Origin of the sequence: Streptomyces sp. NPDC046805, from assembly GCF_040645355.1 — a bacterium.
Taxonomy (GTDB): Bacteria; Actinomycetota; Actinomycetes; order Streptomycetales; family Streptomycetaceae; genus Streptomyces.
Genome location: NZ_JBEYYC010000012.1, coordinates 88,915 through 108,787 on the forward strand (window position 1 = coordinate 88,915; position 19,873 = coordinate 108,787).

General features: G+C 71.0%; 22 protein-coding genes. 11 read left to right on the forward strand and 11 right to left on the reverse strand.

What is annotated here, in order from left to right:
• Positions 1–99 precede the first annotated feature (99 nt).
• Positions 100–456, forward strand: a complete 357-nt coding sequence (locus tag ABZ910_RS15260; protein WP_361364051.1) for a helix-turn-helix transcriptional regulator — start codon at positions 100–102, stop codon at positions 454–456.
• Here ABZ910_RS15260 and ABZ910_RS15265 read toward each other — a convergent pair.
• Together ABZ910_RS15265 and ABZ910_RS15270 are read right to left on the reverse strand one after the other, a co-directional pair.
• Complete coding sequence (locus tag ABZ910_RS15265; RefSeq protein WP_361364054.1) at positions 373–1,764, reverse strand: nucleobase:cation symporter-2 family protein; 1,392 nt, start codon at positions 1,762–1,764, stop codon at positions 373–375. The two genes, ABZ910_RS15260 and ABZ910_RS15265, sit on opposite strands and share 84 nt — an antisense overlap.
• A 144-nt stretch (positions 1,765–1,908) precedes the next feature.
• Positions 1,909–3,255 carry an FAD-dependent oxidoreductase gene (locus ABZ910_RS15270; RefSeq protein ID WP_361364057.1) on the reverse strand — a complete coding sequence of 449 codons (1,347 nt, stop codon included), beginning with the start codon at positions 3,253–3,255 and terminating at the stop codon, positions 1,909–1,911.
• Between the two features lie 200 nt (positions 3,256–3,455).
• On the opposite strand from ABZ910_RS15270, the gene ABZ910_RS15275 reads away from it, so the two are divergent.
• Entirely contained in the window at positions 3,456–4,052 is a 597-nt protein-coding gene (locus tag ABZ910_RS15275) for a DUF6214 family protein (protein ID WP_361364060.1), read from the forward strand.
• 31 nt (positions 4,053–4,083) lie between these two features.
• Here the strand turns inward: ABZ910_RS15275 and ABZ910_RS15280 are convergent, their stop codons facing one another.
• The 6 genes from ABZ910_RS15280 to ABZ910_RS15305 all read right to left on the reverse strand — a co-directional run bounded on the left by ABZ910_RS15280 (position 4,084) and on the right by ABZ910_RS15305 (position 8,703).
• Positions 4,084–4,788 carry a helix-turn-helix domain-containing protein gene (locus ABZ910_RS15280; protein ID WP_361364063.1) on the reverse strand — a complete coding sequence of 235 codons (705 nt, stop codon included), beginning with the start codon at positions 4,786–4,788 and terminating at the stop codon, positions 4,084–4,086.
• Positions 4,789–4,985: 197 nt separating this feature from the next.
• On the reverse strand, positions 4,986–5,675 hold the full coding sequence (locus ABZ910_RS15285; RefSeq protein WP_361364066.1) for an HAD-IA family hydrolase: 690 nt from the start codon (positions 5,673–5,675) through the stop codon (positions 4,986–4,988).
• Between the two features lie 135 nt (positions 5,676–5,810).
• Complete coding sequence (locus ABZ910_RS15290; protein WP_361364069.1) at positions 5,811–6,518, reverse strand: phosphatase PAP2 family protein; 708 nt, start codon at positions 6,516–6,518, stop codon at positions 5,811–5,813.
• Between the two features lie 70 nt (positions 6,519–6,588).
• The gene (locus ABZ910_RS15295) at positions 6,589–7,524 is read right to left on the reverse strand and encodes a M56 family metallopeptidase (RefSeq protein ID WP_361364072.1); all 936 of its coding nucleotides are present in this window, start codon (positions 7,522–7,524) and stop codon (positions 6,589–6,591) included.
• Between the two features lie 71 nt (positions 7,525–7,595).
• Entirely contained in the window at positions 7,596–8,147 is a 552-nt protein-coding gene (locus ABZ910_RS15300) for a DUF5134 domain-containing protein (RefSeq protein WP_361364075.1), read from the reverse strand.
• A 163-nt stretch (positions 8,148–8,310) separates the two neighbouring features.
• Positions 8,311–8,703, reverse strand: a complete 393-nt coding sequence (locus ABZ910_RS15305) for a VOC family protein (RefSeq protein WP_361364077.1) — start codon at positions 8,701–8,703, stop codon at positions 8,311–8,313.
• A 71-nt stretch (positions 8,704–8,774) separates the two neighbouring features.
• On the opposite strand from ABZ910_RS15305, the gene ABZ910_RS15310 reads away from it, so the two are divergent.
• Positions 8,775–9,314, forward strand: coding sequence for a GNAT family N-acetyltransferase (locus ABZ910_RS15310; RefSeq protein ID WP_361364080.1), 540 nt, complete (start codon positions 8,775–8,777; stop codon positions 9,312–9,314).
• Between the two features lie 48 nt (positions 9,315–9,362).
• On the opposite strand, the gene ABZ910_RS15315 is transcribed toward ABZ910_RS15310, so the two are convergent.
• Positions 9,363–10,046 (reverse strand): glycerophosphodiester phosphodiesterase family protein, encoded by a 684-nt coding sequence (locus tag ABZ910_RS15315; protein ID WP_361364083.1) that lies wholly within the window; start codon positions 10,044–10,046, stop codon positions 9,363–9,365.
• Positions 10,047–10,495: 449 nt separating this feature from the next.
• On the opposite strand from ABZ910_RS15315, the gene ABZ910_RS15320 reads away from it, so the two are divergent.
• The 4 genes from ABZ910_RS15320 to ABZ910_RS15335 are packed head-to-tail and all read left to right on the forward strand — an operon-like array spanning position 10,496 to position 14,509.
• Positions 10,496–11,893: a DUF6421 family protein gene (locus ABZ910_RS15320; RefSeq protein ID WP_361364086.1), complete on the forward strand. Its 1,398-nt coding sequence runs from the start codon at positions 10,496–10,498 to the stop codon at positions 11,891–11,893.
• A gap of 50 nt (positions 11,894–11,943) precedes the next feature.
• Entirely contained in the window at positions 11,944–12,705 is a 762-nt protein-coding gene (locus tag ABZ910_RS15325; protein ID WP_361364344.1) for an SDR family oxidoreductase, read from the forward strand.
• Entirely contained in the window at positions 12,702–13,772 is a 1,071-nt protein-coding gene (locus ABZ910_RS15330) for a low specificity L-threonine aldolase (RefSeq protein WP_361364088.1), read from the forward strand. Before ABZ910_RS15325 ends, ABZ910_RS15330 begins: the two co-directional genes overlap by 4 nt.
• Before the next feature lie 44 nt (positions 13,773–13,816).
• Positions 13,817–14,509, forward strand: a complete 693-nt coding sequence (locus tag ABZ910_RS15335; protein ID WP_361364091.1) for a phenylalanine--tRNA ligase beta subunit-related protein — start codon at positions 13,817–13,819, stop codon at positions 14,507–14,509.
• 26 nt (positions 14,510–14,535) lie between these two features.
• Here ABZ910_RS15335 and ABZ910_RS15340 read toward each other — a convergent pair whose 3' ends face one another.
• Together ABZ910_RS15340 and ABZ910_RS15345 are read right to left on the reverse strand one after the other, a co-directional pair.
• Entirely contained in the window at positions 14,536–15,264 is a 729-nt protein-coding gene (locus tag ABZ910_RS15340) for a lysophospholipid acyltransferase family protein (protein WP_361364094.1), read from the reverse strand.
• A 228-nt stretch (positions 15,265–15,492) separates the two neighbouring features.
• Positions 15,493–15,909, reverse strand: coding sequence for a DUF4395 domain-containing protein (locus ABZ910_RS15345; protein WP_361364096.1), 417 nt, complete (start codon positions 15,907–15,909; stop codon positions 15,493–15,495).
• A gap of 74 nt (positions 15,910–15,983) precedes the next feature.
• Here ABZ910_RS15345 and ABZ910_RS15350 point away from each other — a divergent pair, with 74 nt between their 5' ends.
• The 4 genes from ABZ910_RS15350 to ABZ910_RS15365 all read left to right on the forward strand — a co-directional run bounded on the left by ABZ910_RS15350 (position 15,984) and on the right by ABZ910_RS15365 (position 19,158).
• The gene (locus ABZ910_RS15350; RefSeq protein ID WP_361364347.1) at positions 15,984–16,397 is read left to right on the forward strand and encodes a thioredoxin family protein; all 414 of its coding nucleotides are present in this window, start codon (positions 15,984–15,986) and stop codon (positions 16,395–16,397) included.
• A 217-nt stretch (positions 16,398–16,614) separates the two neighbouring features.
• Entirely contained in the window at positions 16,615–17,139 is a 525-nt protein-coding gene (locus tag ABZ910_RS15355) for a flavin reductase family protein (RefSeq protein WP_361364099.1), read from the forward strand.
• A gap of 217 nt (positions 17,140–17,356) precedes the next feature.
• Positions 17,357–18,142, forward strand: coding sequence for an electron transfer flavoprotein subunit beta/FixA family protein (locus ABZ910_RS15360; RefSeq protein WP_361364101.1), 786 nt, complete (start codon positions 17,357–17,359; stop codon positions 18,140–18,142).
• 53 nt (positions 18,143–18,195) lie between these two features.
• Positions 18,196–19,158 (forward strand): electron transfer flavoprotein subunit alpha/FixB family protein, encoded by a 963-nt coding sequence (locus ABZ910_RS15365; protein WP_361364104.1) that lies wholly within the window; start codon positions 18,196–18,198, stop codon positions 19,156–19,158.
• The last annotated feature ends 715 nt before the right edge of the window (positions 19,159–19,873 follow it).

Sequence of the window (19,873 nt, forward strand, 5' to 3'; positions counted from 1 at the left end):
CGGCGGCGGTCGACTCGTACGGTAGACGTCGTAGTACGGGAGATGTCAAACTACGAGGAGTCTCGTACAATGGCGAGCCGACGACGAAGGTGAGCCGCCGTGACCAGGACCGCCGTGACCAGCCGCGAGCTTCCGCACCCCGAGCGCGACGAAATCCGCCTCGAGGGTGTGCTGCACGCGCTGTCCGACCCGCTGCGGCTGCAGATCGTGCGCGAGCTCGCCGCCGACGGCGGCGAGCTCTCCTGTTCGTACTTCGACCTGCCGGTCACCAAGTCGACGACCACCCACCACTTCCGGGTGCTGCGCGAGAGCGGGGTGATCCGGCAGGTCTACCGGGGCACGGCAAAGCTGAGCGGCCTGCGCAGGGACGATCTAGACGATCTCTTCCCGGGACTCCTCGACGTCCTCCTCGCCGCCGCCGACCGGCAGCGCGCCCGGCTCGCCGGCCGCGGCTGAACCGACCGTCGAGGCAAGGGGGTTGAACAGCAGGTTCAGCACGATGGCCGTCAGACAGCCCGCGCTGATACCGCTGTTCATCACCGTCTGGAACCAGTCCGGGAACTTCTCGTACACCGTGGGCACACCGACCGGCAGCATGCCGACGGCCACCGAGACGGCCACCACCGTCAGGTTGTTGTTGCCCTTGAAGTCGACCTGGGCCAGCGTCCGCAGTCCGCTCGCCGCGACCGTCCCGAACATCACCAGGCCCGCACCGCCCAGCACCGGCGCCGGAATCGCCGCCACCACCGCGCCCAGCTTGGGCAGCAGACCGAGCAGGACGAGGATGCCGCCGGCCGCGGCGACCACCCAGCGGCTGCGTACCCGGGTCATGCCGACGAGACCCACGTTCTGCGCGTACGCCGTGTACGGGAAGGTGTTGAACACACCGCCGAGGACCGTGGACAGGCCGTCGGCGCGCAGCCCGTCGGCCAAGGAGCGCGGTTCCGTTTTCCGCCCGGTCAGCTCGCCGACCGCGATCAGGTCACCCGTCGTCTCCGTCATGGTCACCAGCGCCACCACCAGCATCGACGCGATCGCCGAGGCGTGGAAGGCGGGCGCGCCGAAGTGGAACGGCGTGCTGATCCCGACCCAGTCGGCGTCCGCGACCCCGCCGAAGTCCGTGAACCCGAAGGGGACGGCCACCGCGAGCCCCACGGCGATGCCCACGAGCACCGCGATCCGGCTCAGGAACGCGGGCGCGAACCGCTGCACCCCGATCACCACCGCGAGCACGAAGGCCGCGAGCGCCAGATTCCGCGGCGCGCCGAAGTCCTTGGCGCCGACGCCGCCCGCCGCCCAGTTGGCCGCGACCGGCAGCAGGGAGACCCCGATGATCAGGATCACCGTGCCGGTGACCAGGGGCGGGAAGAAGCGCAGCAGCTTTCCGAAGACCGGCGCCAGCAGCATGATCGCGAGGCCCGCGACGATCACGGAGCCGTAGATCGCGGGCAGTCCGCCGTCCGTCGTACCGATGAGCACCATCGGGGACACCGCGGCGAACGTACACCCCTGCATGATCGGCAGCCGCGCACCGAACCAACGGCAGCCGACGCACTGGATGAGCGTGGCGACGCCGCACACCAGCAGATCGGCGGTGATCAGATACGCCAGCTGCGCGGGCGACAGCTTCATCGCACTGCCCACGATCAGCGGGACGGCGACGGCGCCTGCGTACATCGCGAGCACGTGCTGCAACCCGAAGACGGCCAACTGCCGGACGGGCGGCACCTCGTCGACGGGATGGACGGGGGCGGTGGTGGTCATGGGCACTCCAGGGGGCGGGGCGACGGCAAGGTCCGAACAGCGCGAGTCCGCAGGGATCACCTGCGCGAGGCTCCAAGGATCGACTGCACAACTGCACGCGACTGTAAGGGTCTTGAAAAACCTGCGAGTCGTCGACCTGTCTCGCTACGGCTTCGTCGTCCGTGCCGCCGTCAGCAGCGAGTCCCAGTCGGCCAGCTTGACCACGCCGCGACCGAGCCGCGCCCCGAGGTCCGCCTCCGCCCGCTCGATCGCCTGCCACCCCGTCCACTCGACCGGCTCGATCCCCGCGGCCCGCAGGGCCGTGACGGGATCCTCCGGTACGTCCTTCCGTGCGAGCTCGCGTGTGTCCTCGAGGAGTGACGTCACCGTCTCCTTGGCGCACGGCCGGTTGCTGCCGATGACGCCCGTCGGACCGCGCTTGATCCACCCGGCCACGTACTCGCCCGGGGACGCCGCACCGTCACGCAGGACGCGGCCCGCCGCGTTCGGCACCGTGCCGCTCGCCGCGTCGAACGGCAGCCCCTCCAGCGGTACGCCGCGATAACCCACCGACCGCAGGACCAACTGCGCCTCGACGTCATGGAATTCACCGGTGCCCGTCACACCGCCGTGTCCGTCCGGCGCCGTCCGCTCGAATCGCACGCCGCCGACCCGCCCGCCCTCGTCGAGGATCTCGACCGGCCGCAGGTAGAAGTCCAGCAGGATCCGGCGCTCCGCGTCGCTGGGCGTCCGGGCCGCCCACTCGCGCAGCACCTCCACGTTCCGGCGCCGGGGCGCGGGCAGCGCGGAGGGGTCGGCGTACGCCGGATCCATCGCCAACTCCGCCGGATCCACGATGACGTCGGTGTCGGGCAGGCTGCCCAGCTCGCGCAGCTCCTTCGTGGTGAAGCGGGCTTGCGAGGGGCCGCGCCGGCCCACCATGTGGACCTCGGACACCCCGCTCTGCGCCATCGCGCTCAGCGCCTCCTGCGGCATGTCGGTCGGACTCAGCTCCGCCGGACCGCGCACCAGCATCCGCGCCACGTCGACCGCGACGTTGCCCATGCCGATGACCACCGCCGACCCGACCCCGCGCAGGAATTTCTCGTCGACGGCATCGGGGTGCGCGCTGTACCAGGACACGAACTCGGTCGCCGACCAGCTGCCCGGAAGATCCTCGCCCGGGATGCCGAGGTGCCGGTCCGTGGCCGCCCCCACGCAGTACACGACCGCGTGGTACATGTCCCGCAGCCGGTCGACGGTCAGCGGACCACCGCCGGCGACCTCGACGCCGCCGAGGAACCGCACCCGGTCGTGCTCCAGGACCGTACGCAGATTCCCCTGGAGCGACTTGATCTTCTCGTGGTCCGGGGCCACGCCGTAACGCACCAGGCCGTACGGGCACGGCAGCCGGTCCAGGACGTCCACGAGCACGTCGGGATCCTGCTGGACCAGGTTCTGGGCGGTGTAGCACCCGCTCGGCCCGGAGCCGACGACGGCGACACGCAGCACGGCGGGACTCCTAACCCTGGGCGATCAGGGGAGGTCGCTGGTAGCTCCAGCATCGCACTGCGAGGGCCCTGCTGACAGGGTCCGGCGGAGTGACGTGGGTGCGTGTCCGCCCGAAGGGGATGTGATGATGCGGTTACGTTCCGTGTGTGCCAGAAGCGTCCTTTCTTGGTCTTTCCGGCCGCCGCGCGGAGGATGCCGCGGTGGTCGTCCGGCCCGCCTGGGAGGTGCGGGAGCTCGAGGGCGGCACGTCCGTCACGTCCTCCTGGTTCCAGGTGCGGCTGGCCTTTCCCGACGGCGCCCGGGTCGTCGCGCTCGCCGTGCTGTCCGAAGGGCGCGTCTCCATCGAGGACGTCAACGCCCGGCCAGCCCTCTCCCTCGCCGATCTGACGGTGCTGGCCGACTGGATCGAGGGACCGCTGTCCGAGGCGTGCGGGGTGCGGGCGGGGAGCGAGGGCGTGGGGGATCGGTGCGAGGTGGTCGGGGACGGCGAGGCAGCCGAGGGCGGCGCGGGACACGCTGACGACGGCGACCGTGATGATGCGCAGGGGTTCGGTGATGCGCAGAGGTGCGACGAAGGCGCCGAGCCCGCCGGGACGAGCCACTCCCGCGCGGCGTGGCCGCGGGGCGCCGAGGGACGGCGGCTCGTCGCGCAGGAGTATCGCGCCGCCCAGGAGGACGGCATCGACCCCGTCCTCGCGGTGATGTGTGCGACCGGATGCAGCCGCCGCAGGTCACTGAGGCTGATCTCCAAGGCGCGCGACGCCGGCTTCCTGGCGCCTCGTCACGCACGCCGGTGACCGGGCGCGCCCGGTGCGCTTGCGCCCACCGTCAGTCCGGACGCTGATCCGATCGCCGATCCGGCCGCCCATCCGTTTCCGGCCGCTCGTTCGTCGCGAAGAACCGCGAGAGGTCCTGCGCGCACGCCTCGTCATGCGTCTCGGAGTCAGGCGGTACGCCCATGTCCCAGTCGAGCCGGTAACGCTTGAACAACTCGGCCCGCAGCACCGGAACCGGCATCGCCACCCCCGGGATGAGCGCCGCGTACACCGCCCCCATCAGCAGCACGCGCAGCACGGGGTAGTCGGCCTCGACGTTCTGCGAGCCGTATCGGGCGACGGTGTCGCCGAGCAGCTCGGACAGGCGCCGCTGCTCCGGGCACTGCACGAAACCCTCGGCCTGGAGGAGCCCGGCCATGTGCTGCCGCATGAGCACGGGCTGGTCCCGGGCCAGCCCCAGGATCGCGTCGATGGCCCGGGCCAGCCGCTCCCTGCCGTCCTCCGTGCGCGGCTCGCGCTCCAGCGCCTCCTCCAGCGTGCGGTGCATCAGCCGGTGCACGGCGGACTGCACCAGCTGGCGCTTGCCGGGGAAGTAGTACGAGACCAGCCCACGCGCCGAACCCGCCCGGTCCGCGATGGCGCCCAGCGTCGTCGCCTCGAATCCACGCTCGCCGACCACCTCGACAGCGGCCTGCAGGAGCCGCTCGCGGGAACGTCGGCGCAACTCTTCATTGACCGAGGCGCTGCGCGGGGACATGCTGGAACTCCTGCGTTGACTGGTTGCCAGCCAACTATACTCAACGCGTCAGGGTCGGCCTTGGGGTCGGCCTGTTCAGAGCTGCCGTTCGTCTGGGGCGGCGCGGGGGAGCGCCTCAGACGAACGGCGTTTCCATGCCCGGAACTTGCGTCACGGCGGGACGTACTCCGTGGCGCGGCAAGCGAATCGAAGCCGGGTCAGCCTACGAGCCCCAGCACCGGCAGCAGCGCGTCCGGCCGTTCGTCCACCGGCAGGTGATCCACGAAGTGCACCCGGCAGCCCAGGGCCGCCGCCCCGCCGTCCGCGGGCCGGCTGTCACCGACCATCAGTACGTCCTTCGGATCGGCGCCGAGCGCCTCGCAGGCGAAGGAGAACAACCGCGGGTCGGGCTTCTGGATGCCGTGCTCGTACGACAGCACATAGGTGTCCACGTAGTCGTCGAGGCCGTGTTCGCGGAACACCGGGCGCAGGTCCCACCCGATGTTGCTCACCACGCCGACGCCGACACCGTGCTCGTGCAGTGTGTGCAGAACCTTGGCGGCATCGGGGTACGGCGACCAGGCCGCCGGGGTCATGTGCCGCTCGTACAGCGCGTCGTGCAGGCCCGGGTCGGGCAGCGGCACGCGGCGGGACAGACCGGTGTATGCCGTCCGGTGCAGCTCGGAGCTCTGGTCGCGCACCGCCCAGGCCTCGGCAAGCTCCTCGGGCACCTCGCTCGGCCACGCCCCGCCCGGCAGTGCCCCGGCCGCGTCCAGCGCCCGTGCCTTCTCGGTCAACTCCGCCTCGGACAAGGAGAGGGAGGTGTCGGCCAGCACGGCGCGCAGCCAGGACTCGGTGGACTCGACGCGGAAGAGCGTCCCGGAGAAGTCGAACAGTACGGCACTCATGCGCGGGACTGTATCGGTGCCGGTGCCCTGCCTCAGCCGGAGCCGCCCGCAGTGCAAGTCGCTTCAGGTGTACGTCATTTCATGCGGCGGTTCGGCGGACAGGTGCGGTCGGCTCAGCTCGCACGCGACAGTCCGTCATCGCGGGTGCGTCCGGTGGGCCAGGGGCGCCGCGCGGCTCAGCCCCCACTCGTACGTCACCACGGCCACCGCCACCACCAGCGCCCCGAGCAGCCACCCGCCGACCACGTCCGACGGCCAGTGCACGCCGAGCCACACCCGGGTCAGGCCGACCCCGGCCACGGAGACCACCGCCACGACGAGGGCCGTACGCCACAGGACGCGCCCGGCGCCCAGGTGGTGCAGGAGCCACAGCAGGAGGCCGCAGACGACCGTGGCGGTCATGGCATGACCCGAGGGGAAGGCGGCGTAGTGGGCGGAGTCGACGGGGTTCGGCCAGACCGGGCGGGGGCGGTCGACCGCGGCCTTGAGCGACTGCTGGAGCAGCGTGCCCAGCGCACAGGTCGCTGCCAGCCATACGGCCGTCCACCAGGCCGACCGGCGCCACACCAGCCACACGGCCGCCGCCGCTGCCACCAGGCGCATCGTCAACGGGTCCCAGACCCAGTCCGTCAGGATGCGGGCCGCATGCGTGAGGCCGTGGTCCTCGACCGCCCAGCGGTGCGTGGTGCCGGCGATGCTGCCGTCCAGGGACAGCAGCGGATGCCATCTGATCGCGACCAGCGTGAGGAGCAGCGCGGAGCACACCGTCAGAACGGCCGCGACGATGGCGGCGGCGCGGTGCTCGGGCGGGCGGGACGGGGCGTCGACGGAGGCGCGGGGCATGCCGTGATCCTCGCCCAACATCGAGGGGCGAGAAACGAAGCGGATACGGCGATTCACGACGACCGGACGCCTATCGCAGGGCTCGCAGCCCCGGCACGCATGCCACCAGCACCGGGATCACGGGCACCAGCGCGGCCGCCGCCGTCAGGCGCAGGCGGTGCATCGCGGGCAGCCGGTCCGGGGGAGTGAGCAAGCGGTGCACACGCTGCGGGACGTGGGCCTGCGGGGTGGGCCCCGGGCCGAACACGCCCCGGTCCTCGTTGAGTTCGACCAGGGCGAGCGCCGTGGTCAGCCGGCCGAAGCGGCGGGAGGCCGTGTCGTCGGCGGCCAACTCGACCAGCCGGTGCATCTCGTCGCGGAACGCGGCGAACACCGGCACCTGAGGGAAGCCGCCCGCCAGCGCCGCCGAGCAGTGCAGCAGCCAATCGTGCCGCGCCCGCGCGTGGCCCTGTTCGTGGGCGAGGAGGGCGTCCAGCCGCCGCCCCTTGAGGCGCTGCAACGCGGCCGTGGTGACGACGAGTTGAGGCGCGGCGCCGGACAGCCACCAGGCGTCCGGCCGCTCGCCCTCCAGTACGACCAGACGGCCGCTTCCGGGCTCCTCACCGGGCAACCGCGGGGCGCGCTCGAGGAGTTCGGCTCGTCGCAGGCGGCGCCGGTTCCGGGCCCGTACGACCTCCCGGACCAGCATCGCCGCGCTCCACAGCCCGCCGCACGCCAGAGCCACCGCGGTCGTCGCCGCCCAGCGGCTGGTCGTACCCAGGCCGTAGGCGTCCACGACCGCGCGCGGCGCCGGACCGAAGACGCGCCCGCGCACCGCCTCCCACGCCGCGGCCGCACTGAGCGTCATCGACAACGCGCAGCACAGCAGCACCGCCGCCACGACGCACTGCCACACCCACAGGGCGACCACGGGTTCCCGGTCCGGCCAGTCGGCCCGCGCGAGCAACCGAGGGGCGACGACAGCGGTCAGGGCGCCGAGCAGCAGCAGTGCCGCGGGGACCATCATGGCCAACACCATATGATCGGCCGCCCGTTCACGGGTACGGGGCGCCCTGCCGATGTGACGAAGCAAACGTTTCAGAGTGTGAGCAGCATGGCCACCATGCCGATCCCCATGGACAGCCGGCAGGCGCGCGCCAGCTCCGGACGGTCACCCCAGCCGAGGCCGGCGGCGCCGTCCGCGACGGCGTCGGGGACGAGACGCACCCCGGTCAGCAGCACATAGCCGGTGAAGTAGAGCAGCAACACCCCCGTCACCAGGGGCACTCCGGCCCCGCCGCCATGGGCGTGGTGACCGGAGCCGGGGGAGACGGCCATCACGACCGCCATGTAGACCATCGCCAAGGTTCCCACCAGGTGGTGCAGATGGTGCGGACTGCGCCGCACGGCCCAGACGGCGCGCAGCGCGGCCGCGCCGAACACGGCCGCATACAGCGGCCACGTCCACGACGGTGGCGTGAACACGGCCGCCGGCACGGCCATCGCGGCCATGCCGAAGCCCATGAGCGCGTCACCGCCGGCGGCGCGCCGCTGCTCCTCGACGCCGCTGCGCATCCGCAGCACGCAGTAGGCGCCGGTCGCCGCGCACAGCGCGACCAACAGCCAGCCGGGCGAAGCCGGTCCGTGCACGCGCATCTCCCCTCTCGACCATCCCGTCGACGGATGCGATGCCCGGGACATACGGCGCGCACACACGCGCAAGGGGGTACACAGGGAGCATTCGGCGGAGCATGGCAGCCTGATCGGCGCATGGTGCCGGTCCGCCCGGCCGCCCCCGGATCCCCTGGATCTTCTAGATCCCCGGCCGGTACCGCAGCGGATGATCGGCCGGGATCTCCACCAGGACGATCCGCGTCCCGTCCGGATCCGCGATCCACAGCTCGACCAGGCCCCACGGCTCCTTCACCGGCGGCCGTACGATCTCGACGCCCTTCGCGGTGAGCTCCTCGTGCGCTGCGGCCGCGTCCTCGACCTGCAGCCACAGCTGAAGGGCCGCGGACGGCGGGACGTCCGACCGCCCGGAGACCTCCAGGAAACCGCCGCCGAGGAAATACACGGTGCCCCGCTCCGGGCCCGTGCCGAACTCGCGGTAGACGGCGAGACCGAGCTGCTCGCCGTAGAAGGCGCGGGAGCGCTCGGGGTCGGTGGGGCGGAGCAGGGACCGGCTGCTGAGAACGTGCACCATGCATCCGCACCCTAGTGGGAGCGTTAACCTCGTCCGTGCCGAGCCGCGCCACAGATCGGAGCCCCCTGGCCATGGACACCGCCCCCACCGCACTGACCTTCCGCGACGCCGTCGACGCCGACGTGGACGTCCTGGTCGCGCTGATCGAGTCGGCGTACCGGGGAGAGGCCAGCCGGGCCGGATGGACCACGGAGGCGGACATCCTCCAGGGGCAGCGGATCGATCCCGAGGGCGTGCTGGAGGTCATCAAGTCGCCGGACAGCCGGCTGCTGACGGTGGAGCGCGACGGCCGGGTGGTCGCCTGCTGCCAGCTCGAACACCGAGGCGCGCACGCCTACTTCGGCATGTTCGCCGTCAGCCCCGCACTGCAGGGCGCGGGCCTGGGCAAGGTGGTCATAGCGGAGGCGGAGCGGCAGGCCCGCGAGACCTGGGGCGTCACCGAGATGCACATGACGGTGATCTCCGTGCGCGAGGACCTCATCGCCTGGTACGAGCGCCGCGGCTACCGCCGTACGGGACGGATGACACCCTTCCCGTACGGCGACGAGCGCTTCGGTATTCCGCAGCGCGACGACCTGCGGTTCGAGCTGCTGGTCAAGCCGCTCGCGTGAGGACCGCCGGCGTGACGCTCGGGCGGCCGCGGCCGGGCCTGTGCGGGTTCACGCCGTGAAGCGGCCGGTCCGCTTGATCTCCGGGTAGTCGGTCGTCGCGCCGTCCAGTTGCAGCGCCCGGACCAGCCTCAGGTGGTCCTGGGTGTTCACCACCCAGCCGATGATCCGCAGGTCCGCCTTGCGGGCGGACTCGACGACCTCCAGGGTGATCCGCCGGATGTTCAGGCATACGGTCGCGGCGCCGGCGGCGGTGGCGCGCTCCACGACGTCCGTTCCGTACCGGCTGGCGATGAGTGCCGTGCGGACGCCCGGCACCAGGCGGGCGATCTCGGCGATGGCCTCGTCGTGGAACGAGGACACCTCCACCCGCGAGACCAGGTCCCGTCGCTGCATCACCTCGGCGAGCGCGCGGGCCGCGGCCACGTCCTTGATCTCGGCCTGCAGCGGTGCCTTCACGGCGTCCAGGACCTCCTCGAAGACCGGGACTTGCTCGCCGCGGCCGGCGTCCAGCATGCGCAGCTCGGCCAGGGTCTTCTCGGCGATCGGGCCGCTGCCGTCGGTCGTGCGGTCCACCTCCGCGTCGTGCATGACGACGAGGGCACCGTCCTTGCTCAGGTGCAGATCGAGTTCGATGAGGTCGAGGCCGGCCTGCTGGGCGGCGGCGAAGGAACGGAGGGTGTTCTCGGGCTCGACGCCCATGACTCCGCGGTGACCGATGGTAAGGAAGTTCAAGGTTTCCACTCGCTTCCGTCGACGGCGGCGGGGGGTCCCCCGCCCGAGCGCAGCCGGGAGCGGGGGCGCGCGGACCGACGGACGGACGTCGCTGTCCACGCGGCAGAGTCGCAGCCTAATGGCCGGGTCTGCCGATGAACCCGCGCCTACACGGGGATTTGCTCTGACGGTAGCGACCGTACCTGGCCGGTACGCCTGTTGGCGGTCACCCGGGCGTGGGCGAGTCCTCCGGAGATTGACCGGCCGGATCCATGCGCTGCGGGCCCCGCTCCCAGAGGCTCCCGTCGCTCGGCCGCCGACGCCGAAGCGCGCGTCGTGACCGTGTCCGGCAGGAAAAAAAGCGGTGACCTGGCAGTGACACAGGACAATTTCCCGCTTCTCCTCTTGCTGAGAGAAAGCCCATATGCATACGGTGTTCTTACGCGAGGTTCTCCCGTGGAGGATGGGACATGACGGAAATTCTTGTGCAGCGGGGTGCGGGGGAGCAGGCTCCTTCCCTGGTCAGGGTGGTCGAGCATCCGGCGTGGCCCGTGCTCAAGGAGGCCGTGGAGCAGATCCGGCCATGGCAGTCCGAGGACGGGTCGATCGGCTTCGACGCCGAGGGCGCCCCGGACCGTGCCGACGCCGAAGAGGCCGTACGCCGGGTGATCGACGCGGTCGAGCAGCTGTCGCCGCTGCTCCCGCACGACGCCGCCTACCACGCGGCTCTCGTCACGGACCTGCGCCGCTGGGCCGTGGGCGGCTTCCAGGTGCCCGACTTCCTGGACTCGCTGCTCGCCTTCCAGCCCGCCGCGAGCCGCGCCGACGGCCAGCAGCACCTGGTCGTGTTCCCGATGTACACGCAGAACGGCAACCCCGACCGCAACCTCGAGGCGGTCGTGCTGCGCATGGTCTGGCCCGACTGGCTGGCCGAGCTGGAGCGCACGCGCTTCGACAACCCGCTGTTCTGCGGCATCACGTTCGAGGACTTCACGGCCGGTTACGACACCAACTCCGCCGTCCTCTTCCCCGAGACCATCGCCGTACGCCAGGCGCCGGAACGTTTCTCCTGGGGTGGCATCTTCTGCGACCGCGAGGCCGCCCGCTTCCGCCGGGTCACCGAGGCCGCCGTCGACATCCTGGGCCTCGAGCTGCCCGAGGACGTCGCCGCGATGGTCCACGACCAGAAGCGCTGCGAGGAGGCCTTCGTCCTGTGGGACATGGTCCACGACCGCACCCACAGCCACGGCGACCTGCCGTTCGACCCGTTCATGATCAAGCAGCGCCAGCCGTTCTGGATGTACGGCCTGGAGGAGCTGCGCTGCGACCTCACCGCCTTCAAGGAGGCCGTGAAGCTGGCGGCGGACGGCGTCCCGCAGGCCCGTGACGTGCAGTACGCGGTGCTCTTCGACCGCATGTTCCGCTTCCCGGTCACCGGCGAGCGCGTGCGCAACTACGACGGCCTCGGCGGCCAGTTGCTCTTCGCCTACCTGCACAAGCACGACGTCGTCCGCTGGACCGACAACAAGCTCTCCATCGACTGGGAGCGCGCCCCGCAGGTCACCAACCAGCTGTGCGGCGAGATCGAGAAGCTCTACCGCGACGGCATCGACCGCCCCAAGCTGGTGCACTGGTTCGCCGGGTACGAGCTCGTCGCCACCTACCTCGCCCCGCACCCGGGCTCGAAGTGGGCCAAGGGCCCCGACGCCCTGGACGTGACCCTGCCGCCGCGCAAACTCGTGGACGACGTGCTTCCGGACGAGTTTCCGCTGAGCATGTTCTATGAGGCGCTGTCCAAGAAGCTGAAGAATGTGATTGCGTCCACGAAGGGCATCACCGCGGACGGCACCGAGCGGGCCGCCGCGTGAAGGACAGCACGCTCGACACCGCGGACACGGACACGGCTCAGGAGGAGAACATGGGGAACGGCAACGGGGCGCTCAGCGGTGCCGTGATCGCGGTGGCCGGCGCGGGCGGACCCGCGGGCCGGGCGACGCTGCTCAGGCTGGCCGAGGCCGGGGCGACCGTTGTCGCGGCGGACAACGACCCCGAGCGGCTCTCGGAGGCCGTGGACGCGGCGCGCTACGCCTCCGGCGGCGCCACCGTCACCGGCGACACGGTGGACCTGCTCGACCTGCAGTCCACCCGCGACTGGGCCACCCACATCGAGAAGGACTTCGGCCGCGTCGACGGGCTCGTGCACCTGGTCGGAGGCTGGCGCGGCAGCGAGACCTTCACCAAGACCAGCCTCGACGACTGGGACTTCCTGGAGCTGCTGCTCGTCAAGACCGTGCAGCACACCTCCCTCGCCTTCCACGAGGCACTGCAGCGCAGTGAGCGCGGCCGGTACGTCCTGATCAGCGCCGCGGGCGCGAGCAAGCCCACCGCGAGCAACGCCGCGTACGCCGCCGCCAAGGCGGCCGCCGAGGTATGGACCCTGGCCCTGGCCGACTACTTCCGCAAGGCCGGTAGGGCCGAGGGCGCCGAGGGTCCGACCTCCGCGGCTGCGATCCTGGTGGTGAAGGCGTTGGTGCACGACGCGATGCGCGCCGAGCGGCCCAACGCGAAGTTCGCGGGCTTCACGGACGTCAAGGACCTGGCTGCGGCCATCGAAGACGTCTTCATGCAGCCCGCCGCCGAAGTGAACGGACAACGTCTGTGGCTGACCGAGAAGCCGTGAACCGTCCCAAGACCGACGCGCGGCGCCACCACGACCCGCAGGTCCGCGGTTTCGCCAGTGACAACTACGCCGGGGCGCACCCCGAGGTGCTCGCCGCCCTGGCCCTGGCCAACGGCGGCCACCAGGTCGCCTACGGCGAGGACGCCTACACGGAGAACCTCCAGCGGATCATCCGCAGCCACTTCGGCGCCACGGCGGAGGCCTTCCCGGTCTTCAACGGCACCGGTGCGAACGTCGTCGCGCTCCAGGCGGTCACCGACCGCTGGGGCGCGGTGATCTGCGCCGAGTCCGCGCACATCAACGTGGACGAGGGCGGCGCCCCCGAGCGCATGGCGGGCCTGAAGCTGCTCACCGTGCCCACGCCGGACGGCAAGCTCACCCCCGAGCTCATCGACCGGCAGGCATGGGGCTGGGAGGACGAGCACCGCGCCATGCCGCAGGCCGTCTCGATCGCCCAGAGCACGGAGCTCGGCACGCTGTACACGCCCGACGAGATCCACGCGATCTGCGAGCACGCCCACGCGCGCGGCATGAAGGTGCACGTGGACGGCTCCCGGATCTCCAACGCCGCCGCGTCGCTGGACGTCCCCATGCGGACGTTCACCAACGCGGTCGGCGTGGACATCCTCTCGCTGGGCGGGACGAAGAACGGCGCGGTCTTCGGCGAGGCGGTCGTCGTCCTCAACCAGGACGCCGTCCGTCGTATGAAGCACATACGCAAGATGTCCATGCAACTCGCCTCCAAGATGCGCTTCGTCTCCGTGCAGTTGGAGGCCCTGCTCGCCAAGGACCTCTGGCTGCGCAACGCCCGCCACGCCAACGAGATGGCGCAGCGCCTCGCGGAGGGCGTGCGCGCGGTGCACGGGGTGGAGATCCTCCAACCGGTCCAGGCCAACGGGGTGTTCGCCAAGCTCCCGCACGACGTGAGCGTGCGCCTGCAGCAGCGGTTCCGGTTCTACTTCTGGAACGAGGCCGCGGGCGAGGTCCGCTGGATGTGCTCCTTCGACACGACCGAGGAGGACGTGGACGCGTTCGTGGCGGCCCTGAAGGAGGAGATGGCGCGGTAGTACGGTGGGGGACCCTCCCCCACCACACCGTGAGGCCACGCCAGATGACTCTCCCGCTCACCGTGTCCGACGACGTGCGCGCCCTCGCACCCGGATTCACCTACGTCGCGATCGAGGCGCACGACCTGGTCAACGGAGCGAGCACCGAGGCGAGTTCGGCGGTGCTGGACGACGCGGCCCACCGTCTCGCCGTACGGCTGGACGGACGCGCACCGCACGAGGACCCGCACATGACGGCCTGGCGCGAGACGTACACGGCGTTCGGCTCCAAGCCGTCGCGGACCCGCAACTCGGCGGAGGCGCTGGCCAAGCGGGCGCTGTCAGGGGCCGGACTGCCCCGGATCAACGTGCTCGTCGACCTCTACAACGCCATCAGCGTCGCCCACTTGATCCCGGTCGGCGGTGAGGACCTCGACCGCATCCAGGGCGGCATGCGGCTCGTGCGGGCCGCCGGCGACGAGGACTTCGCGACCGTCGCCGGCGGCGAGGAGACCGTCGAACACCCCGACGCGGGCGAGGTGGTGTGGCGCGACGAGACGGGCGTGACCTGCCGCCGCTGGAACTGGCGCCAGGGTCCGCGCACCCGCCTCACCGAGCAGACGACCTGCGGCTTGTTCCTGCTGGAGAGCCTCGCGCCGATGCCGGTCGCCGAGGTCGAGGCGGCGGGCGCCGAACTCGCCGAGCTGCTGGAGAAGTTCAGCCCCGGCGCGCGGATCTCCGTGGGCGCCGCCCGGTAGGCGCGCGGCGCCGGAAGAGGCCGGCGTCAGCGCGCCTCGGCCGCGCGCAGCTCCTCCTGCGTCGGAGCCGTACCACCGAGGTGGGCCGGGAGCCACCAGGAGTCGGCGGCGTCCTTGGGACGGGCGGGGTAGGCGCGCTGGGCGGCCTCCAGGAGCTCCTGGACGGTCTCGCGCAGACGACGGGTGAGCGCGCCCGCGTACTGCTCGCGGGACGCCTCGATCGCCTCGCCGACGCGGACGGTGACCGGGGTGTGGCTGCGCTTGAAGTTGCGCGGCTGGCCCTTGGTCCACAGCCGCTGCGTGCCCCAGACCGCCATGGGGACGAGCGGCACACCCGCGTCCTGGGCGAGGCGCACGGCACCGGACTTGAAGCTCTTCAGCGTGAAGGACTGCGAGATCGTGGCCTCCGGGAACACCCCGACGACCTCGCCGGACCTGAGAGAGTCCAGCGCGTGCGCGTACGCCTTCTCGCCCTGCTTGCGGTCCACCGGGATGTGCTTCATGCCGCGCATCAGGGGACCGGAGATCTTGTGCCGGAAGACGGACTCCTTCGCCATGAAGCGCACCAGGCGCTTCTGCGGGAGGGCCGCCAGTCCGTTGAAGATGAAGTCCAGATAGCTGATGTGATTGCTCACCAGCACGGCGCCGCCGGAGCGCGGGATGTTCTCCGACCCCTTGACGTCGATCTTGAGGTCCCACGCCTTGAACAGCGTCAGGGCGAGACCGACGACGGGACGGTAGACCAGCTCTGCCATGGGCGGGGTGGGCCCTTCCTTGCTCTGCCTGGGAGGGGGATCCCGGCGGTAAGTTACGCAGCCGTAGGTTTACGGCGTCTCGCAGATCGTGCCGGAAGAACGAGCCGGGAGCCAGTCCTGACGCTCCGGGGCGGCGAGATCCTCGTCACGTCGGCCTATCGCCCCTTCGGTTCTGCCTATCGTTTCCCGGTCCGACGAAGTGTCTTCCCCCGGCCCGTCGAGCCCCCGCTACTCCCCGCTGACCGTGGCCCGGCGGATCAGCAGGAACATCTCGCACCCCAGGCAGTACCCGAACGCCGCGTTCAGGAAGGCGGCGGCGAGCGCGGCCCCGGTCGCCGCGAGTCCCAGCCAGTCCGGGCCCAGCGTGAACCCGACCAGCCCGAGTGCCGCGAAGACGAGCCCCACTGCCTGGGCGAACCGCGGCGGCTGCGGTGCCTCGAACTGGGTCGGCGGCCCGATCCGCGGCCGTACGAGCCTGCGGAACAGCCAGCCGTACGGCGACCGGTCCACGCCGCCGGCCGCGCCCATCGCGAACGCCAGGGTCTGCCAGGCCAGCAGCCACGCGCTTCCGGTGATCAGCACCGCCGCCAGCACGACCGTCGTCACGGCCGCCCCGAAGCGCGGCCCCCTCACATCAATGTCCATGAATCAAGCATTCCGCAGTGCAAGCCCGTCAGGGAGAGGGAATCTTTTCGGTCTTGTGAATGCTTGGACACGTGATGACCGGACTGATGGTGTGCGTGGCGGTGCTCGTGGCGGCGAGTGTCTACGGAGTGCTGCACAAGCGGCGGAGCGGGAGGGTGCGGGTGCGCGGGCGGGACGACGGCAAGCGGCTCGAGGCTACGGAACTCGGCGGTGAACTCGGCGCGCGGGCCACGCTCGTGCAGTTCTCCAGCGCCTTCTGCGCACCCTGCCGGGCGACCCGGCGCATCCTCGGCGAGGTCGCCGGGCAGGTCCCGGGCGTGACCCACGTCGAGATCGATGCCGAGGCCCACCTGGACCTCGTACGCCGGCTCGACATCCTCAAGACCCCCACCGTGCTGGTCCTCGACGCGGACGGCCGGGTGGTGCGGCGCGCCGCCGGACAGCCGCGCAAGGCCGATGTCATCGCGGCGCTGGGAGAGGCGATCTGACGGCCGGCCCGATCGATCCGATCAAGGTGAGTCATCTCCCACATCCCGGTACGCACTTGACTGTGCGCACCACCTATCGTCAGCCTGACCACATGCGTACGGAACTCCTTCTCTTCGCGCGGGTCCATGTCGACCTCGCTCGCACCGCGAGCGCGCGCTGTCCGGGCTGTTGAGCATCCACACTCCCGCTCGTCGCCTCCCGCAGAAGGACAACTCCATGACGGCCACGCCCGACCTCGGCACCCCCGGACTCGGCACATCCCAGCTCGCCTCCCCCGACCTGCTGCGCTCCGCCTTCCGGCGGCACGCGGCGGGCGTCGCGGTGATCACCGCCCGCGGCGCCTCCGGCCCGGTCGGCTTCACGGCCACGTCCCTCAGCTCCGTCTCCGCCGACCCCCCGCTGCTCTCCTTCGGCATCGGCACCGGTGCCTCCAGCTGGCCGGCGGTGGCGACGTCCGACCATGTCGGCGTGCACATACTCGGCGAGCACCAGCACGAGCTGGCCGCCACGTTCGCCCGCAGCGGCGCCGACCGCTTCGGTGCGCCGACGGCCTGGCGCGAGGGGCCCGAGGGCGTGCCCGTACTCGACGACGTCCTGGTCTGGCTGGTCTGCAGGATCGTGGAGCGGGTCCCTGCCGGCGACCACCGCATCGTGCTGGCCGAGGTCGTCCTGGGCGACCCCGCGGGCACCGGCAGGCCGCTGCTGTATCACCAGGGTCGGTTCAACGGCCTGCGGGATTGATCACTGCTTCCCGGACTGCGAAGCGGTCGAGTTCCGGTTACGCTGCGTTGCGAAGGTCACAGTTCAAAGCGCTTGCTTAGCGGGAATGAACTGGGTGTACTGACGAGTAATATTCCGTTGGGAGCGTGCGGACGCCCCGACAGGGATCGGCCGCTTGAGGCGCCTATGCTGCCTGCAAGAGGCAGCCCGGAAAAGACGATGCAGTAGGAGAGCCGGCGTGAGCTTGAGGATCGTTGTCACTGTGAAGTACGTGCCCGACGCCACTGGCGACCGGCACTTCGCCGATGACCTGACCGTCGACCGCGATGACGTGGACGGTCTGCTCTCCGAGCTGGACGAGTACGCGGTCGAGCAGGCCCTGCAGATCGCGGAGGACGCGGACGACGCCGAGGTCACCGTCCTGACCGTCGGCCCCGAGGACGCCAAGGACGCGCTGCGCAAGGCGCTGTCCATGGGCGCCGACAAGGCCATCCACGTCGAGGACGACGACCTGCACGGCACCGACATCATCGGTACGTCGCTGGTGCTGGCGAAGGCGATCGAGAAGGCCGGCTTCGACCTGGTCGTCTCCGGCATGGCGTCCACGGACGGCACCGCCGGTGTGGTCCCCGCCCTCCTCGCCGAGCGTCTGGGCGTTCCGCAGGTGACCCAGCTGTCCGAGGTCTCCGTCGAGGACGGCGTCGTCAAGGGCCGCCGGGACGGCGACGCTGCCTCGGAGCAGCTCGAGGCGGCCCTCCCGGCCGTCGTGTCGGTCACCGACCAGTCGGGCGAGGCGCGTTACCCGTCGTTCAAGGGCATCATGGCGGCCAAGAAGAAGCCGGTGGAGTCCTGGGACCTGTCCGACCTGGAGATCGAGGCGGAGGAGGTCGGCCTCGAGGGTGCCTGGACCAAGGTCGACTCCGCGGCCGAGCGCCCGGCCCGCACGGCCGGCACGATCGTCAAGGACGAGGGCGAGGGCGGCAAGCAGCTCGCTGAGTTCCTCGCGGGCCAGAAGTTCATCTAAGGCCCCGCAGTCGCTGACCGCCCCTCAACTTATCCACGCAGGAGTGCATTCCCATGGCTGAAGTCCTCGTCTATGTCGACCACGTGGACGGTGCCGTCCGCAAGCCCACCCTGGAGCTGCTGACCCTGGCCCGTCGTATCGGCGAGCCGGTCGCGGTCGCGCTGGGCAACGGTGCCGCCGACACCGCCGCCGCGCTGGCCGAGCACGGTGCGGTGAAGGTCCTCACGCACGACGCGTCCGAGTACGCCGACTACCTGGTCGTGCCGAAGGTGGACGCGCTGCAGGCCGCCTACGAGGCCGTGTCCCCGGCCGCCGTGCTGGTCCCGTCCTCCGCGGAGGGCAAGGAGATCGCCGCCCGTCTGGCGCTGCGCATCGGTTCCGGCATCATCACCGACGCCGTCGACCTGGAGGCCGGCGAGGAGGGCCCGGTGGCCACCCAGTCGGTGTTCGCCGCGTCCTTCACCACCAAGTCCCGTGTCGCCAAGGGCACGCCGGTCATCACGGTCAAGCCGAACAGCGCCGCCGTCGAGGCCGCCCCGGCCGCGGGCGCGGTCGAGCCCCTGTCCGTGTCCTTCTCCGACAAGGCGACCGGCACGAAGGTCACGGGTCGTACGGCGCGTGAGTCGACGGGCCGTCCGGAGCTGACCGAGGCCGCGATCGTCGTCTCCGGTGGCCGTGGCGTCAACGGCGCCGAAAACTTCCCGATCATCGAGGCGCTCGCCGACTCCCTCGGTGCGGCCGTCGGTGCCTCGCGTGCCGCGGTGGACGCGGGCTGGTACCCGCACACCAACCAGGTGGGCCAGACCGGCAAGTCGGTCTCGCCGCAGCTCTACATCGCCAACGGCATCTCGGGTGCCATTCAGCACCGGGCCGGCATGCAGACCTCGAAGACGATCGTGGCCGTCAACAAGGACCCTGAGGCCCCGATCTTCGACCTGGTCGACTACGGCGTCGTCGGCGACCTCTTCGACGTCGTCCCGCAGCTCACCGAGGAGATCAAGACCCGCAAGGGCTGAGTCTCCTCAAGGCGCCCGGACACCCGGGCAGCCCAGCCCCGGCCCCGTCGAGCTTCGGCTCGGCGGGGCCGGGGCTGTGTGGGACATCCTGACGCGTTGCCAGGGTGGTCTCGTGCGGACGATCCGATTCGCCCTGCTGGCTGTCGAGGATTGGCGGGATCTGCGGGTGAGCGCCGACAAGATCAGGTCCGCCGAAAACGGCCCCGGTGTCGATGGGCTCACCTGCTGAGGTGTCGAGTGTTCCCGGGCGCGGTCGGTCCCCGTGTCACCACGCGTGGTCGCCGGGGGCGGCACCGCCCTCCAGTAAAGGGCGATGTTGGCCGGCTGCGGACCCGCAAGCACGCGCCCCATATCCGGGCAAACAACTGATGCTCTGCATATGACATATGGGACATGCGTGGCACCATGGGATATGTGGCTTTTGGCGCTGAAGACAGGCGCGAGAGGAGTTGAACCATGATCGCCAAGCTGCTCGGCAAGCTGTCCTTCACCCGCCACTACGGTGCGTACGGCGCCCACGAATGGGATGCCTACGCCGGCGACTGGGGCTGACCGAACTGCCGACGGGCGCCCCCGGGCGCTCGCCGGCTCCCAGCCACGCTGCCGACGATATCGGCCTGGACAGGTACGAGAGCCAGGGACGATCTCATGGGCCGAATGAATGAGCCGCCGCGGCTGCCCGATGGCAGCTTCGCGGCCTGGAGCCGCGACCGGC

What these genes read in the sequence shown, in the direction of transcription:
- ABZ910_RS15265 (WP_361364054.1), bottom strand. Translation starts at nt 1,764, where the DNA reads ATGACCACCACCGCCCCCGTCCATCCCGTCGACGAGGTGCCGCCCGTC.
- ABZ910_RS15280 (WP_361364063.1), bottom strand. Translation starts at nt 4,788, where the DNA reads ATGTCCCCGCGCAGCGCCTCGGTCAATGAAGAGTTGCGCCGACGTTCC.
- ABZ910_RS15285 (WP_361364066.1), bottom strand. Translation starts at nt 5,675, where the DNA reads ATGAGTGCCGTACTGTTCGACTTCTCCGGGACGCTCTTCCGCGTCGAG.
- ABZ910_RS15290 (WP_361364069.1), bottom strand. Translation starts at nt 6,518, where the DNA reads ATGCCCCGCGCCTCCGTCGACGCCCCGTCCCGCCCGCCCGAGCACCGC.
- ABZ910_RS15295 (WP_361364072.1), bottom strand. Translation starts at nt 7,524, where the DNA reads ATGATGGTCCCCGCGGCACTGCTGCTGCTCGGCGCCCTGACCGCTGTC.
- ABZ910_RS15305 (WP_361364077.1), bottom strand. Translation starts at nt 8,703, where the DNA reads ATGGTGCACGTTCTCAGCAGCCGGTCCCTGCTCCGCCCCACCGACCCC.
- ABZ910_RS15310 (WP_361364080.1), top strand. Translation starts at nt 8,775, where the DNA reads ATGGACACCGCCCCCACCGCACTGACCTTCCGCGACGCCGTCGACGCC.
- ABZ910_RS15320 (WP_361364086.1), top strand. Translation starts at nt 10,496, where the DNA reads ATGACGGAAATTCTTGTGCAGCGGGGTGCGGGGGAGCAGGCTCCTTCC.
- ABZ910_RS15325 (WP_361364344.1), top strand. Translation starts at nt 11,944, where the DNA reads ATGGGGAACGGCAACGGGGCGCTCAGCGGTGCCGTGATCGCGGTGGCC.
- ABZ910_RS15335 (WP_361364091.1), top strand. Translation starts at nt 13,817, where the DNA reads ATGACTCTCCCGCTCACCGTGTCCGACGACGTGCGCGCCCTCGCACCC.
- ABZ910_RS15340 (WP_361364094.1), bottom strand. Translation starts at nt 15,264, where the DNA reads ATGGCAGAGCTGGTCTACCGTCCCGTCGTCGGTCTCGCCCTGACGCTG.
- ABZ910_RS15345 (WP_361364096.1), bottom strand. Translation starts at nt 15,909, where the DNA reads ATGGACATTGATGTGAGGGGGCCGCGCTTCGGGGCGGCCGTGACGACG.
- ABZ910_RS15350 (WP_361364347.1), top strand. Translation starts at nt 15,984, where the DNA reads ATGACCGGACTGATGGTGTGCGTGGCGGTGCTCGTGGCGGCGAGTGTC.
- ABZ910_RS15355 (WP_361364099.1), top strand. Translation starts at nt 16,615, where the DNA reads ATGACGGCCACGCCCGACCTCGGCACCCCCGGACTCGGCACATCCCAG.
- ABZ910_RS15365 (WP_361364104.1), top strand. Translation starts at nt 18,196, where the DNA reads ATGGCTGAAGTCCTCGTCTATGTCGACCACGTGGACGGTGCCGTCCGC.